This is a genomic window from Neptunicoccus cionae (genome assembly GCF_002860325.1).
Classification (GTDB): Bacteria; Pseudomonadota; Alphaproteobacteria; order Rhodobacterales; family Rhodobacteraceae; genus Amylibacter; species Amylibacter lutimaris.
Genome location: NZ_PKOJ01000005.1, coordinates 88,949 through 104,819, shown reverse-complemented (window position 1 = coordinate 104,819; position 15,871 = coordinate 88,949). Strand labels below are relative to the sequence as shown.

Sequence of the window (15,871 nt, the reverse complement as noted above, 5' to 3'; positions counted from 1 at the left end):
GCATAGTTTAGGATCCCAAATCAAGCAATTTGTTTGAAAAACTTCAGATCTATCCGATTTTATCTTGACTTTGGGATCCCGAATGCGATGAATGCAGCATGGATTCAATTGACACAGAACTCGCCGCCCGCATCCGTAATGACATCATTCATGGTGTCTACGACGAGGGCGCCCGACTGTCCGAAGCGACACTTTGCGAAACACATAATGTATCCCGCACACCTGTGCGCCTTGCCTTGCGCATATTAGAGCGCGAAGGTCTGATCTTCCGCGGAGAGGGGCGCGGTTATCGAATTCAAAACCCCACGATTGAAGATATTCTACAGGCCATTCAGGTTCGCGGGCATCTGGAAAGCCTTGCAGCCCGACTCATGGCTCAATCGCCGAACAAAGGCGACTACCTGCCCAAAATGGCAAATGCCATCGGCACGATTGAAGAATATGTGTCACAGGGGCGTCTGGACGAACCGGCGATCAAGCAGATGCAGGCGGCGAACGAAGTTTTTCACACCTCCATCCTTGATGCCTGCGGCAATGACTACGTGCGTTTCACCTGTAGCCAGATCAGTCATCTGCCCATGCTCGCACCGGGTTCGATGGTTTTTGACCGTGGAGTACACGAAACACCCGAACATCTGGAACGCGGTTTGTTTCGCCTCCGGCTCGGGAATGCGCAGCATCAAGTCATTTACGATGCGATCAAAAGCTCGGATCCCGTCCGTGCCGAGCGGATGATGAGTGAACACTCTCATACGATGGTAGAATACATCGAAACATTTGAAAAACGCGACAGCCAGTTAACAGTATCTGACCTCATCGCCTATTCGGCAGCAGATGTCGGTCTACCAAAGAACTGAGGAACCCATGCCAGCACATCCTGATCTTACCGCCCAAAATGCGCAATTTATGAAGAAAATCCACAAGCTTGCAGATAATGTTTACTCTGCTGTGGGTTACGCTGCATCAAATGTTCACTTCCTTGTTGGTGAAACGGGGGTTGTCGTCATTGACACAACCGAGACCACACAGGCAGCGACAAATATTCTCACTGATTTCCGCGAAATCAGCGATCTTCCGGTTAACACCATCATCTACACCCACTCCCACCGCGATCACATTTCAGGCGCTGCTGTCTTTGCCGAAGGACGGGATGTAGAGATCATTGCCGCCGACAATTTCTCGTCTGACCTTGTTGGTTTGGATGAAACCCGTCCTGCCCCGAACGCGGCACTTATGGCGCGCACAAAACGGCAATTCGGCATCACCCTGAACGACAACGAGCGGGTCAACCTTGGCCTTGGTCCCGGAGATCGACCGATGAAAGGAATGGGGGCCGGTTATATCGAGCCTACGTTGCGCGTCAGCAAAACCACAAAACTAGCCCGCGAAGGGTTTGAACTGGAACTGGCAAAAGCCCCGGGCGAAACGCCCGATCACTTGATCGTTTGGTGGGCAGCCGAGCGTATCCTGTTCAGCGGTGACAACTTCTACCACGCCTTTCCAAACCTCTACGCAATCCGTGGCACACCCTATCGCGACTTCGATACTTGGGCGGATGCGATGGATCAACTGATGGCTTATGCGCCTGAAATACTCGCACCCGGACATACGCAACCTGTGTTCGGCGCAGAGGTGATCAAAACGGCGCTCACTGATTACCGTGACGCAATCCGCTTCGTGGTGTCCGAAACAGTGAAAGGGATGAACGCCGGTCTGGATCCGATTACAATCGCTGCGGCTTTGAAACTCCCCGAGGAACTGGCGCAAAAACCCTACCTGCAAGAGTTTTACGGACATATCGGCTATGCCTCTCAGGCCTATTTTGCAGGAACCTTGGGATGGTTTGACGGCAACCCGACAAGTTTGGGGCGCCTGCCTGCGGCACAGGAAGCTGAAAGGTTTATCGCGCTTGCGGGAGGCCCCGATGCGGTTCTGGACGCCGCGCAAAGCGCACTTGAAAACACAGATGCCCAATGGGCGATGGAGCTGTGCGACCGTCTGATTGCAGCGGAAAAGAACGTCAAACCGGCACGCGCGATCAAGATAAACGCCCTTCGCACAGTCGCTGATGCAACCATCAATGCGCCAACGCGAAACTACTACCTGCTTTCGGCCCGCGAACTTGAAGAGCTTGGCTGACAAAGCGCGATAATTCACCGAAATAAACTGCACACCCGAAAGCAATCAAAGTTATCCCCGCGAGGGTTTAAAATTATGAAAGGAAGAAATTTCAATGGCTAAACTAGGCGAAGACATGATCGCAGCCAGCAATCTTCCCCCTTTTTTCAAAGTGGCAAACGCGGATGACGTGTCAATTGACGCGCCCGAGAACCGCAAGGGCGACGCATTGCGCACCTGGGTCCGCTCCCTCAGCGGTTTTCAGAAAGAGGCGCTGGTTCGATCCGCCAGAACAGGTGATACATGGCGCTTTGTTTCTGACGAAGGCCCCTACTTGAATGGCCACGACGCTGCCTGTTGCCCGCTGGCCTTTTTGTCCTGCGGAATGGTTGCCAGCTATATGAACGAGATCATCGCTCTGGCAGAAATTCGCGGTATCGAGATACGCAAACTCAAGCTGGTCCAGGATAACTACTACACAATGACCGGATCAATGATGAAGCGGACCATGGTCGGCGGCGCCGAGAATATCGAGCTTCGGGTAGAGATTGATTGCGATCTGGATGATGCAGCCCTTCACCAGTTTTTGATAGAAGCGACCTACGCTTCTCCGCTCAATGGTCTGATGCGCGGCCAGATTGAAAGTTACTTCAAACTTGGCAAGAACGGCACAGAGCTACCGACAGCACATGCCCTTGAACTGGATACCCCCCTATTCCCCGATCCCGGCAACCATTTTGCCAAAGCCGTCGCTGAACCCGGTGATCTGGAATTCATGTCAAAGGTCGGCCCGACCCCCAAGAAAAACGTATCCGGTGGAACTGCGACCAACGCATCATCGCTGTCCGACGAACAAAACCGCCGGCTTAATATCGGTGCTGTGGCAGTGTTGCGCGAAGACGGCATCAAAGAAATCCAGCAGATGCAATATTCGCCCTACGGCACATCTTTCAAACTGCTCAGTTCGGAAGACGGGCGTGCGCCGGACGCAAATACACTGATCAGTGCCGGCATCGGTTTCTGCTTCATGACGCAGTTCGGACGCTTCGTATCCATGCTAAAACTGGACCTGCCGGATTACCGCATCGTGCAGGACACCCATTTCAGTCTTGGCGGAGCCTCCGGCGGTACCGGCAAAGCCGGTGAAGCGGATCCTATTGAGACCCATGTGTATCTGGAAACCACGGAATCCGACGAAACCGCCCAAGAGATGCTGGATATTTCCGAAAAGACTTGCTTTCTGCATGCCTTTTGCAAAACAGATCTTAAGACAAAATTAAAAGTTGTTCGGCTTTAACCGTTTCGTGCTTGGGGCAGGTGCTATGATCCACGAAAAAGATCTCGGGTTCTTCGCAATTGCGAGACAGCGAAGTGTCGTCACAAGGGCACTTCGCATCGCTGCAATCGTTGGTGTGGTGCTCGCACTCATTAACCACGGCGACCAACTGGTTGTAGGTGCTTTCAGTATTGCGATGCTGTTTAAGATTACTTTGACATTTCTCGTGCCATTTTGTGTTTCGACGTATTCGTCGGTTTTAGCTGTACGCGAGCGGTTGCAATCAATTTAACACAGACGGATTTGGTGGCTAAGGTTCACAGTCTCTTCTTACATTGCCGCGCCGGAACCTCGTTATTCTCCACGGTGCCTCATCCCCAAAGGCTGTCTGCGAACTATTCGCCGTTATGCCGTATTTCCTCACGTTCGCGCGCATTCGAAGGCGGTGCTGTCAAAAACAATACACGTGCGCCTTCTTTCCCCGCAGCGGAATAGATATGGCCTTGGTTGCTGTCAAAATAGGCACTGTCACCCACTTTCAAAATCGCCGGTGGCCGGTTTTCAAGATGAATAATCGCAGTTCCTTCAAGAACATAAACAAACTCTTGGCCGGGGTGGCGTATGTGGGTTTCCACATTCATTTCTTCTATCGGACGCAGATCACACATCGCAGGCAACATTGCTTTCCCAAAAGACTGGGAAAACAACATCTCGTAGGTATAGGTCTCATTTTTTTGGGCAACAGTTTCACCAGCGCGTGCAATCAGGAACTCGCCCTCTTCCAACTCCCTTGAGTCCGTCGCGTACAACGAGATGATGTCAACGTCGAGCGCAGCAGCAATTCTAGAAAACTTGTCATACGTCGGAGCCAGTAGCCCCCGTTCGATCTTGGACATAGTCGAAACAGCAAGGCGCGTTTTGTCCGCCACTTCTTGCAGTGTCAGTTTTCTCTTTTTGCGCAGGTCTCTGATCCTCTGACCCATCTGCGTTTGTGATGATACATTGTTCGTCATACTGCGCCCTTAACGACTTCTGCTAACCCGCTCCCAAACATCTAACAAGCTAATCACGAGTTGTCTATTTTTTCCTAAACGAAAAAAATTATTTACAGATGGAAAATTCGTGAGTACGGTTTATCAAATTTCTGAAGCGAGGGTTTGAGTCATTTTGGAAAGTGCAGTGATAAATAATGTTTTGGTCGCCTTTAATGGCGGACGGGCTTCGCGTGCTGCTGTTCGCGCTGCGGTTAACATGTCCAAAAAATATGATGCGCATCTCACTGGTTTGCTGGCTTACTCCCGTGCAGAGATCGAGCGTAATCTGCCGGGTTGGTTTCCTGACACGATGCGCGCCAGTATCGCAGAGATTACCGAGGCAAAGACTCTAGAGATCCACGAAAGCTTCATGTCCTTGGCCACACAGTCATTGCCTCAAGCCAAGGTACACTGGATCGACGATCAGGGTGATGCCGACCGGCTGGTCATCCAGCATTCGCGCCTCTTTGATGTTCTAGTGCTTGGACAATACGAACAGCTGCCCCAAGCGAGCGAATTCATGTTGCATCCTGATAAAATTGCAGAGCGGAGCGGGCGCCCTTTGCTGTTAACGCCGACGCATTACGCTCAGGATTACATCAATGATTGCGCTGTTCTGGCTTGGGATGGCGGGGATTCAGCAGCCAAAGCCGCCATGTCCAGCATACCCTATTTGAAAACCAAAAAATCTGTGCACGTCGTCACGGTGCGTGCCAGCAAACCGCAGAAGACACAAGCAGACGAAGCGCTCAGAAACCAGCTTTTACGGCATGGTATAGACGCCAGCTTTGTTACGCTCGACCCTGTAAGACACTCCATTTCCAAGGCGATCGTTCAATTTTGCCAAGAGGTCGATGCGGGGCTTCTGGTTAGCGGCGCTTATGGACACAAGCGGGTTGCCGAAGACTTGTTTGGCGGAGTTACCAAAGACCTCATGACCCACACCAATATCCCGGTCCTGATGGCGCATTAGCACTGTATCGAACACTAAAACCAACAGAGGAAAAAAATGATCAAAAAATTACTCGCAGCCGCCGGTATCGCGGCACTTTCACTCGGGGCGACTTCCGCCACTGCACAGGATTGGACCCCCAAACAACCGATCACCTTGCAAATCGGCTTTGGCGCTGGCGGTGGCACAGACACGCTAGGGCGTGCAATTGCTGCAAGCATTGAAGAATCAAACGGTTGGAACATCATCGTCGAAAACGTTCCGGGCGGCGGCGGTGTTGCCATGTTCTCCCGTTTGGTCAATGCGAAACCGGATGGATACACTCTTGCGATGGGCGTGAATACTCCGGTTTTGATGGGGCTTGCTACACGTGGAGACTCCCTGCCATTCAAAATTGATAGTTTTGACTACATGGCAACTGTCGTAACCGGACCGGGGGCAATCGTGGCACCAGGTAACGCGCCCTATAACACCGTGCCCGAGATGGCTGCATACAGCAAAGAAAATGACGGCGTGGTCTTTGGATATGATGCCTCGACCCAACTGATGTTGATCAACGCACTGAACAAGGCTGACGATGCTGGCTTTGTCGCAGTACCACACAATAGTGGTGCAGAGCTGGTTCAAGGTTTGTTGGGCGGGAACCTTGGCGCGGCCTATATGGGGGGCGCGCATATCCAGTACCTCGAATCCGGCGATCTGAAAATGCTGGCCGTAGCGACCGAACACCGCCAACCCTATTCGCAGGACACAACAAGCTTGATTGAACAGGGTTACCCGATCTCCGTGGCCCCTGTCTTCTATATCGCGGCGCCAGCCGGGCTGCCCGAAGACGTGCATGCTGCGATTGCGAAAATGCTGGATGATGCGATCAATTCACCGGCAGTGACAAAGCTGGTTTCCAACATGATGCACGTGCCACCGCGCAACGAAGGCCCCGAAGGGACAAAACATCTGATGTTTGATGGACTGCCTTCGATTTTGGCGCTGATCGAGGCGGGTAAGTAAACCCGCATTCCGGCCCGCCTCGTCCCTGTGGGCGGGCCTTTTCATCCGGATGGAGAGGAAATCATGAGCATATACCGGATAGCTTCGGCTGTGATAGCTCTAGTCAGCATCCTGTGCCTGTTGTTTGTGCTTCCCGCGCAAGTGGACCCGTTTGCAAGCGGTATCATCAGACCGGCGACTATCCCGACCGCGACCCTGACTTTGATGGCAGTTTGCGCGGTGGTGATGTTCTTTGAGCCGGTAAAAGAAAAAGATACTGAAGCAGAGTTTCTGATCAGACTGGCCCTTATCATAGCATGGTTACTCTGCGCGCTGATCACACTGAATTATCTCCCTTTCCAATATGTCATGCCAGTCTTCGCCCTTTTGACAATGGTGCAGATCGGCGAGCGGCGTTGGTACTGGCTAACTGCCGGAACTCTGGTTCCGGTATTCGTTTGGCTTCTCATCGAAATCGTTCTTGGTCGCCCTCTCCCCTAGGCGCGCCACAAAAGGTATACTCATGGATTTCCCAACAATCATCGCTGGATTTCAGGACGCACTGACCCTTACGAACCTGTTTTTCGTGGTTGCGGGCGTTGTTCTTGGCCAAATCGTTGGCGCTATGCCGGGCATAGGCCCCATTATGGCCATGGCGATTGCAATCCCTTTCACATTCGTCCTCAGCCCGCTCAGCGCAATCAGCTTTCTGGTTGGTGTGAACAAAGGCGGCCTTATCGGTGGCGCGATCCCCGCAATTCTTATCAACACCCCCGGAACACCCGATGCCGCAGCGACTGCGCTGGACGGCTATCCACTGGCGCGAAAAGGTAAACCCGTAAAGGCGCTTAAAATGGCGCTCTATTCTTCGGTCACGGGGGATACGTTCAGCGATCTGGTGCTGATCACTGTGTCGGCTCCACTTGCCATAATCGCGCTGAAAATGGGTCCGGTTGAAATCTTTTCGGTCATGGTTTTCGCCTTTGCCGTTATTTCAGGTATGATCGGCAGTTCGGTTTCACGCGGTATACTTGCAGCAGCCTTGGGTCTGTTGTGTGCCACGGTTGGCCTTGACCCCCAACATGCCACCCCGCGTTTGATCTTTGGCTTCTTTGATCTCTACGATGGTTTTCCCATCGGTGCCGTGGCGATTGGCTCGCTGGCAGTGTCCGAAATACTGGCGCGGGTTGCGACCCCCGGTCTTGCGTCGCGTCCCGCTGTTACCATTCCGAAGAACCAGTTGCGTGAAGATCGCCGCGTCTCTCTGTCCGAGTATCTGTCGTGCAAATTTGTATTGCTCAGAGGGGCACTGATCGGAACCACTGTTGGTGCCATTCCCGGTATGGGATCCACCGCTGCGGCTTTCATGAGCTATGCGTCAACCAGACAAGCCTCCAAGGAGCCGGAAAAATTCGGAACCGGAGAGCTGAAAGGCATCGCAGCAACGGAATCCGCAAACAGCTCAGTCGCCGGAGCCGATTTCATCCCACTCCTAACACTCGGCCTGCCCGGAAGTGCCGCAGCAGCCATCATGATCGGCGCGTTCATTATCCAGGGCATTCAACCTGGCCCGCTGTTGTTTACCGAACAAGGGCGTCTGGTTTACGGCCTGTTCTGCGCCATGGTGATGGCCAATGGCATGAACCTTCTTGTTGGCCTTCTGGGCCTGCGGCTTTGGTCGATCATCGCAACAGCGCCAAGTTCGATCGTGTTTGCCAGTGCGCTCTCGTTGTGCGTTGCAGGCGTCTATATCGCCTCGGGCGGTTTCGCGGGCATCTGGGTGATGCTGTTATTCGCTCTGCTCGGGCTTTTGATGATGGCAATGGACATCCCCGTTGTTGTCTTCATCATCGCCTTCTTTTTAGGACCGCGATTTGAACTGTCGCTGGTCCAAACCTCGATCATTCTCAGGGGCGAAGTGACCCGGCTTGTTAACCATCCGGTCGCAATCCTCTTCCTCGTGATGTCAGCCTTGGTTGTCTACTGGCTCGGCTTTCGCAATCGGAAAAAACAAAAACCTGCATAACGTGAACAGAATAGGAATTCCCATGCAATTCTCACCGGAACGAACGGTTTATCTCGATGGTCAATATCTACCCGCCGCTGAAGCGAAGGTATCGATTTTTGACCGCGGTTATCTTATGGCCGATGCGGTCTATGAATTCACCGCAGTCGTCGACAACAAGCTTCTGGACTTTGAAGGCCACTACCAGCGGCTGCAGCGTTCGCTGAATGAACTGGATTTCGAATTTACCGTTGACCGCGACGATCTGTTGGAGATGCACCGGCAATTGGTTGCGCGCAACGATCTGGGGTTTGGCGGTGTCTATCTGCAAGTTTCGCGCGGTGTGGCGGAACGTGACTTTGCTATTCCAGTGGATGTTGCACCAACCATCATGGCCTTCACGCAACAAATGAATCTGCTGGAACATCCGGCCGCGAAGAAAGGGCTGAAGGTCGTCTCTGCCGAGGATGGGCGCTGGCTGCGCCGCGATATCAAATCCGTTCAACTGCTTTACACATCAATGGTCAAAACACAGGCCATTAAAGCAGGGGCCAATGACGCCTTCTTTGTAAAGGACGGCTATGTGACCGAGGCAACGTCCGCCAATGCCTTTATCATCCGTGATAACACCATCATTACCCGCGATCTGTCGGCAGACCTGCTGCACGGCGTCACCCGCAAAGGCATTCTGAAGGTGGCAGAAAAAGCCGGGCTGGCAGTTGAAGAAAGACCCTTCACAATTGCCGAAGCCCAAGATGCACAAGAAGTGTTCATCACGGCATCGCCGATCTTTGCGCTGCCCGTTGTCGAAGTGGATGGCAAAGTCATCGGCGATGGCAAGCCGGGCAAAGCAACCAAAGATCTACGTTCCATTTTGATCGAAGACCTGCGTCAGCACGCCATTTGATTCCGATCAACCAGCTGACCAGAAACCCGAAAGGCAAATTCAGTGAACACACGATTCTTCTCTACCAAAGATCGTCCTATGCATCTTGGGCCCTACCCTTTGGAGCGTCTTCAAAAGACCTCTGCGAGGAGTGATCTGTCGGATATTCCTGCTCACGCCGCGCTAAGTTTCAAGAACCTGAAGACGCCGCATTCACTGGTCAATGCAATGGGCGAATATCAGGCGATGATGGATGTGTTGCGGGACGGCCTTGTCAATCCACAGACAAGCGGCGCGCCAGCCGACCCTGTCGAACGTGCCAATCACATGAAATCTTTCGGGTATTTTCAAGACGCCTCGATGATCGGCATTTGTGATCTAACCCCTGCGATGCATCTGGACAGCCCCGTCACCAACCCCGATATCGACCGGTTGGCGCAAGAAATCCAGACCAAGCAAATCAAATCGCTTGCGGCGGGCATTGATGCTGTCATGGCAGGATTAAAAGAAGCGCTTGCACGGCCCGCAACACCGATTACCGGACACACCCACGCAATCGCCTGTCTTGTGGAACACACACGGGATCCCAGCCCGGACGAACCTGGCGGCGACTGGATCAAAGGCGCAATGGACTATCGCTCCGCACTCCGCGCCACCGAAACGGCTATAATTCTCGCAAGTTTTCTGCGCCTGCTCGGGTTTAATGCACGGGCGCATACGGCAACGTCTTCGGATGTTGATCTGAACAAAGTGGCGGTAGCAGCGGGTCTTGCCTCGTCAGAGGCTGGCCGGATCGTCGCCCCGTGGATTGGCGAAGGATTTTCAGTTGCGGTTGTGACAACTGATATGGATATGGCCGTCGATCAGCCTATCGCCCCGATGCGGGAACAGCCCAGATTCAAAACTGCAGGTCCGGCGTGGTGGCTTGGCAAGGGGTCTTCAAAAGGCGCGTTGAACCGCGACCCTTATGCAAAGCGTGATTACGCTATGGGCGCGCATCCTTTTGAGAAACTCAAAAGGGTCGACAACCCCACAACGTTTATTGATGAAGCCCGCGTACCACGGGTCCCCAAACGCACCGATATGTTCGCGCGCGCCCAGTTTGGCGATTTCGGAAAGAAACAGCAAAAAGACACATCAGGTGGCTGGTTCGTACGCAAAAGCTCCCACGCGAGTGCACAGCGTGGCGCACTTGGCGCGTTTATCCTGCTACAGGACGGGTTGCCCGAAGCGAATGGCCCGAAACCGACGGATGCGGAACGTAACGCAGCGAACGTGAAAGCAGCCAGTTACTTTCTGGGCGTGGATGCTGTTGGCATTTCCCGTTGTCCCGATTGGACGTGGTACAGCCATGACGCAACCGGCGCGGAATTGATCCCCCCCCATGATCAGGCAATCAGCATGGTCATAGATCAGGGCTTTGAAACAATGGAAGGTGCCTCGGGTGACGACTGGATCGCCGTGTCCCAATCCATGCGCGCCTATTTGCGGTTTTCCCTGCTCGGGGGCGTGATCGCAAAGCAAATTCGCAACATGGGGTATAGCGCCAAAGCACATACCGTGATGGACGGCGAAGTACTGCAACCCCCCTTGCTGCTTTTGTCGGGACTTGGCGAAGTCAGCCGCATCGGTGAAGTAATCTTGAATCCGCTGCTGGGGCCAAGGCTTAAATCGGGTGTTGTCACAACTGATATGCCGATGGCCCATGACAAGCCTATTGATTTCGGATTGCAGGAATTTTGCAATTCTTGCAAGAAATGCGCACGCGAATGCCCGTCCGGTGCGATTACTGCCGGACCTAAGCTGATGTTTAACGGCTATGAAACCTGGAAATCCGACAGCCAGAAATGCACGACTTACCGGATCGGAACCGAAGGCGGTGCCATGTGCGGAAGGTGCATGAAAACCTGTCCTTGGAATCTGGAAGGGCTCTTTGCCGAAAAGCCGTTCCGCTGGATGGCATCCAATTTTCCCAAAGCTGCACCTGCGCTGGCCAAACTGGACGACATGCTTGGCAATGGTGGGCTGAACGACACAAAAAAATGGTGGTGGGATCTCGAACTGAAAGAAAACGGCAGTTATCAAGAGCCCGCCAAACCCGTCAATAGACGCGACCTCCAACCCGATCTGGACCTGAAATACGAAGACCAGACACTGGCAGTTTACCCCGCAAATCTTGCGCCATGGCCGTGGCCCTACCCGTTTCCAGCGGATCGAGAGGCGGGAATCGCTGCCTATCAGGCGATGATAACCCCGAGCGAATACAAAGACCGTCTGGCACGCGGCGAAACCCAAGGTCTCGCCCACGAACGCCCTGATTTCGGGGATGCGCCGGTTATCATGGCCAAGATTTCAAAGGTTGACCAGATGACGGCCGGTGTCACGGCATATGAATTCACAACATTCGATGGCGCACCTTTGCCCGCATGGACTGCCGGGGCCCATCTGGATGTTGTGGTGACTCCGGAACTCGTGCGGCAGTATTCAATGTGCGGTGATCCTAATGACCCGACATCCTACCAAATCGGCGTATTGCGCGAGGACGAAGGCAGGGGCGGATCCAAAATGCTGCACCGGATTTTCAACGAAGGGCGGCGGGTCTTTATCTCCAAACCGATAAACCATTTCGAACTGGTCGAAGATGCCACTAAAACCTTTTTAATGGGTGGCGGTATCGGAATTACGCCGATGATTGCATTTGCCCACCGGCTGCATCATCTGGGGGCCGATTTCGAAGTACACTATTCCGCAAGCCGCAAGGCAGACGCCGGTTTCATTGATGCATTGGCGCAAGTGCCTTGGGCGGATCGGGTTCGCACCCATTTTTCGGATCAGGGAAACCGCGCTGATCTGGATGCAATTCTGGCCGATTACCAACAGGGTTGGCATGTCTACACCTGCGGGCCTGAACGCTACATGACCAGCGTTATGGACGCCGCCGAGCGGCAGGGATTTCCGGAAGAGGCACGGCATCTTGAATATTTCTCGGTCCCCGAACAGCCGGATTATGTGAACCATACCTTTACCGTTAAACTGGCCCGATCCGGCAAGGAATTCACAATCCCCGAGAACAAATCGATCTCGGACGTTCTGTTGGAAAACAATGTCCATGTGGACGTAAAATGCGCTGACGGCATTTGTGGGGTTTGTAAATGTGGCCTGATTGAAGGCGACGTGGAGCATCGTGATTTTGTATTGTCAAACGATCAAAGGCACGGCGCGATCATCACCTGCCAGTCACGTGCCGCAAACAAAGACGGTGTCGTCACCCTCGACTTGTGACCAACTGCTTTTGATCCAATTGAAAGAGACCCCATGACCCTGAAAACCACGTTCACAACGCTAGGAACTGCCGGCGGCCCTGTCCCGAAACTTAAACGGGCACAACCGGCGCATCTTATCTCAAGGGGGGATCTTCGCATCCTTATTGATTGTGGCGAAGGGGCGATGGATCAATTGCAACGCTCTGGCACAGATTTTCGTAAAGTGCGCGATATCTTTATAACCCATCATCACTTTGATCACATTGGCAGTCTGTTTGCCTGTCTTGGAAAACTGATGATGATGCAAAGTAAAGAGCCGCTCAATATTTATGGGCCCGTCGGCACACAACGGATCATCGACGCGCTGCTGACGGCATGTGATGTGACATGGGAAATTGGTCTTGGTTTTGCCGGTCAGAATGGTGTCCACCCCCGTGACTTCGTGCGCGTGCAGGAATTGTCGCCCGGTAATAAAGTTGAAATTGAAGATATCTGTTTCACCTGCTGCGAAAACACGCATTTCAGATCAGAGGAACACTTTGGTCAGGAAGGGCCAGTGTCTTTGTCGTACCGCATTGATGCGCCAGACCGCTCCTTTGTGTTCACAGGTGACACTGGGCCCTGTTCAGCCTTAGAAACTATGGCCAAGGGCGTTGATGTCCTTGTCGGGGAGTTGATGGACATCGAAAAAACGATGGAGCGGACGCGTTTGCAAAACCCGAATATGCCAGCGGAACGCATGGAACTGATGGCCAAACATATGGCAGAACATCATCTGGTGTCAGAACAATTGGGTGAACTGGCTGCTCGCGCCGGTGTCAGACAGGTTGTGGCTGTCCACATCCCCCTTGATACAATTAACGCCGCAACTGCCCCCACCTACGTTGAAAAAATCGCCTCAACCTTTGATGGCGAAATCACTATCGCGAATGACTTTGATGTTTTCTGAGGGTCATTTGCTCAGACATTTTTTTAAAAACCGACGGCCTTCTCAAAGTTCCAGTTGCAGCATTTTCAAGCAGCAGGAGCCCGTTTGATCGGTGATGCCACGCAACCTTATCCTCAAAATTTCTCTGCCCATTTTCCACGTATACAATCCATGAGGTATTCGGATCGAGTGCACGCGAACGAGGAACGAGATTTCCACCTGTCAAAGATACTGAAACTCTTGTCTGCCCGCTATGCCAAGGGCAAGAAGCCGGAATCCGTAAAGGTGAGACACCGTGCCAGAACATACAGCGGGATTTGAATTAGGAATTTACGAGCGGCGGCGCCGTTGGAATTTTGATTTTTACGACGAGCCCCTTCTCTTGCGGTACCAGCTCGGCTTCGCCCCCGTGACGGCGCATGACATCCCTTACGATTGCAAGACCGAGGCCGCTGCCATCCCCTTCGCTCAACTGACCAAACCTTTGAAAGGCCGCTTGAGCGCTGTCTTCGGGAATGCCGACCCCGTCGTCTTCCACAGTCAGAACAGCAAACTGCGCGTCCATCATTGTCTTCACTTTAATCATGGAAAACCCTGCACCGCCATGGGTCAGGGCGTTCTCCAGAAGGTTGGTGATCACCTCACCAAGCAGAACCGCGTCGCCCTTGATCGGCAGGGGGTCGGGATACCGTTCGAAATCGAAACCTATGTCCCGTGACAGGATCGTTGGCGCGAAATCCCCACACACTTCGGCAGCAATGGCGTTGAGCTCAAGCGTCTCGAATGTCGGCACTTCATCGTATCGCAACCGCTCGAGAGACAACAACTGGTTGGCAAGCCGTGCAGATTTACGCGCCGCCATAATCAATTCCCGTTCTCTCAGACGGCGTTCTTGCGGATCGCTGACCTCTGGCAAAACCTCAGCCATCGACAGAAGCGCAGAAGCGGGATTACGCAGCTGGTGTGCGGCATTGGAGATAAAGACCTGATGATCCTCAATGCTCTGGCGCACCTGCCCGAACAGCCGGTTCAACGTGGCGACAATGCCAGAAACCTCTGCTGGCACGGCGCGGCGTATATCGCCCAGATCGTCTGGAGACCGATCGCGGATAGCGTCTTGCAAATCGTTCAGGGGCCGCAAGCCGATCTTCACCCCGAACCACACCACCAAGGCAAGCGCCGCCATCAGGCTGGCGATCAATGCAGCAGCCCGCCGCGCCAGCGAAGCGGCAAAGGCATTTCGATCACTGTCCCTTTGCCAGACAGTCACTATCGTATCGCCGGTCAGATTGCCGATAGTTGTACTTTCCGTCATCCGCAGGACGCGCACAGGCTCGCCCCTGTACTCGGCATTCGTGTAGTTCAGCCTGTTATCGTCCTTTCGGTCTCCGGAAACCGGTGGGTAAGCGTAACCGGTGATGTAGATGCCGCCGGGACCGGTGACATGATAAAACAGCTCTCCGCCTCCGGCGTCGGAAACAAAATCCCGCGTGCTGGGCAGCAGCGCATCGCCCCCCGAAATAGCGACATCGCGGGAAATCGCGAGAGCGGCGGCCAACAGGCTGCGATCAAACAGGGTTTCAGAAGTGCGCTGCGCCGCCTCGTAACGCCAGACCCCCAAAATTATAGAGAGCAGCAACAGGGGGGGCAGGATCATCATGAACAGCCGCGTGCGCAGCGACATTGCGGTCATAGGCTATCGACCTCAAGCATGTATCCCAAACCGCGCGCGACCTTGATACGTATGCCGAAAGGCTCCAACCTCTTACGAAGTCGGGACACATGCGGCTCTATTGCGCTGTCTTCCTGCTCTGCTCCGGTGCCATAGACATGGGTGATCAACTGGGATTTCGAAACAAGACGCCCGCGTCGTTCCAACAGGCACTCCAGCGTAGACATCTCTTTGCGTGGAAATGCCAATGGCTGTTCATCCAACAACACTTGACGGTTTGTGCGGTCAAAAACCAACGGGCCGATCACTTCGCGGGCGGCAAATTCAAGGTTCTTACGTCGCGCCATGGCGCGCAACCGTGCCTCCAGTTCATCCATTTCAAACGGCTTGGTCAGGTAATCATCCGCCCCAGCATCCAGCCCTGCCACCCGCTCTGACGTTTCTGCCCGCGCTGTCAGCAGGATCACCGGCGTCCCGTCGCCGCGACGGCGCAGTCGGCGCAGAACCTCCAGCCCGTCACATCCGGGCAGGTTGCAGTCAAGCACGATCAGGTCCGCGCCTTCGTGGCGTAGAAAAGTATCGGCATCTTCCCCGTCATGCAGCAGGTCCACCGCATGGCCGCGATCCCGCAGCCGGTGGGCGATCCCCTGTGCAAGGGTTTCATTGTCTTCGATGACTGTGATGCGCATGATTAACAATTAATCCTTATGCGCAAGTTTCGCGCAAGGTTGAAGAGGCAGTATGCCCGCG

14 protein-coding genes are annotated in these 15,871 nt (G+C 53.7%); 11 read left to right on the top strand and 3 right to left on the bottom strand.

The genetic code is table 11. From position 1 onward, the window contains the following. Nucleotides 1-98: 98 nt before the first annotated feature. From C0U40_RS12935 to nrtS, 4 genes are all read left to right on the top strand, one after another. The gene (locus C0U40_RS12935; protein WP_101656218.1) at nt 99-857 is read left to right on the top strand and encodes a GntR family transcriptional regulator; all 759 of its coding nucleotides are present in this window, start codon (nt 99-101) and stop codon (nt 855-857) included. A 7-nt stretch (nt 858-864) separates the two neighbouring features. Further along, a complete protein-coding gene (locus C0U40_RS12930; protein ID WP_180957696.1) occupies nt 865-2,139 on the top strand; it encodes an alkyl/aryl-sulfatase in 1,275 nt (424 codons plus the stop codon). 94 nt (nt 2,140-2,233) lie between these two features. Next, nucleotides 2,234-3,415, top strand: a complete 1,182-nt coding sequence (locus C0U40_RS12925) for an OsmC family protein (RefSeq protein WP_101656216.1) — start codon at nt 2,234-2,236, stop codon at nt 3,413-3,415. 25 nt (nt 3,416-3,440) lie between these two features. Then, a complete protein-coding gene (nrtS, locus tag C0U40_RS12920) occupies nt 3,441-3,686 on the top strand; it encodes a nitrate/nitrite transporter NrtS (RefSeq protein ID WP_101656413.1) in 246 nt (81 codons plus the stop codon). A gap of 103 nt (nt 3,687-3,789) precedes the next feature. Here the strand turns inward: nrtS and C0U40_RS12915 are convergent, their stop codons facing one another. Next, a complete protein-coding gene (locus C0U40_RS12915; RefSeq protein ID WP_101656215.1) occupies nt 3,790-4,407 on the bottom strand; it encodes a helix-turn-helix domain-containing protein in 618 nt (205 codons plus the stop codon). 166 nt (nt 4,408-4,573) lie between these two features. Here C0U40_RS12915 and C0U40_RS12910 point away from each other — a divergent pair, with 166 nt between their 5' ends. The 7 genes from C0U40_RS12910 (at nt 4,574) to C0U40_RS12880 (ending at nt 13,470) form a co-directional block, all read left to right on the top strand. Beyond that, the gene (locus C0U40_RS12910; RefSeq protein ID WP_145991935.1) at nt 4,574-5,401 is read left to right on the top strand and encodes a universal stress protein; all 828 of its coding nucleotides are present in this window, start codon (nt 4,574-4,576) and stop codon (nt 5,399-5,401) included. Between the two features lie 36 nt (nt 5,402-5,437). Then, entirely contained in the window at nt 5,438-6,388 is a 951-nt protein-coding gene (locus C0U40_RS12905) for a tripartite tricarboxylate transporter substrate binding protein (RefSeq protein WP_101656213.1), read from the top strand. A gap of 63 nt (nt 6,389-6,451) precedes the next feature. Then, on the top strand, nt 6,452-6,868 hold the full coding sequence (locus tag C0U40_RS12900; RefSeq protein ID WP_101656212.1) for a tripartite tricarboxylate transporter TctB family protein: 417 nt from the start codon (nt 6,452-6,454) through the stop codon (nt 6,866-6,868). 22 nt (nt 6,869-6,890) lie between these two features. Next, complete coding sequence (locus C0U40_RS12895) at nt 6,891-8,393, top strand: tripartite tricarboxylate transporter permease (RefSeq protein WP_101656211.1); 1,503 nt, start codon at nt 6,891-6,893, stop codon at nt 8,391-8,393. 22 nt (nt 8,394-8,415) lie between these two features. Further along, nucleotides 8,416-9,279, top strand: coding sequence for a D-amino-acid transaminase (locus C0U40_RS12890; protein ID WP_101656210.1), 864 nt, complete (start codon nt 8,416-8,418; stop codon nt 9,277-9,279). A gap of 42 nt (nt 9,280-9,321) precedes the next feature. Further along, complete coding sequence (locus C0U40_RS12885) at nt 9,322-12,540, top strand: reductive dehalogenase (protein ID WP_286134965.1); 3,219 nt, start codon at nt 9,322-9,324, stop codon at nt 12,538-12,540. 33 nt (nt 12,541-12,573) lie between these two features. After that, nucleotides 12,574-13,470 (top strand): MBL fold metallo-hydrolase, encoded by an 897-nt coding sequence (locus C0U40_RS12880; RefSeq protein ID WP_101656208.1) that lies wholly within the window; start codon nt 12,574-12,576, stop codon nt 13,468-13,470. A gap of 301 nt (nt 13,471-13,771) precedes the next feature. Here C0U40_RS12880 and C0U40_RS12875 read toward each other — a convergent pair whose 3' ends face one another. Both C0U40_RS12875 and C0U40_RS12870 read right to left on the bottom strand, forming a co-directional pair. Further along, a complete protein-coding gene (locus tag C0U40_RS12875) occupies nt 13,772-15,142 on the bottom strand; it encodes a sensor histidine kinase (protein WP_101656207.1) in 1,371 nt (456 codons plus the stop codon). After that, the gene (locus C0U40_RS12870) at nt 15,139-15,810 is read right to left on the bottom strand and encodes a response regulator transcription factor (protein WP_101656206.1); all 672 of its coding nucleotides are present in this window, start codon (nt 15,808-15,810) and stop codon (nt 15,139-15,141) included. The genes C0U40_RS12875 and C0U40_RS12870 overlap by 4 nt, the downstream gene beginning before the upstream one ends. Nucleotides 15,811-15,871: the final 61 nt, after the last annotated feature.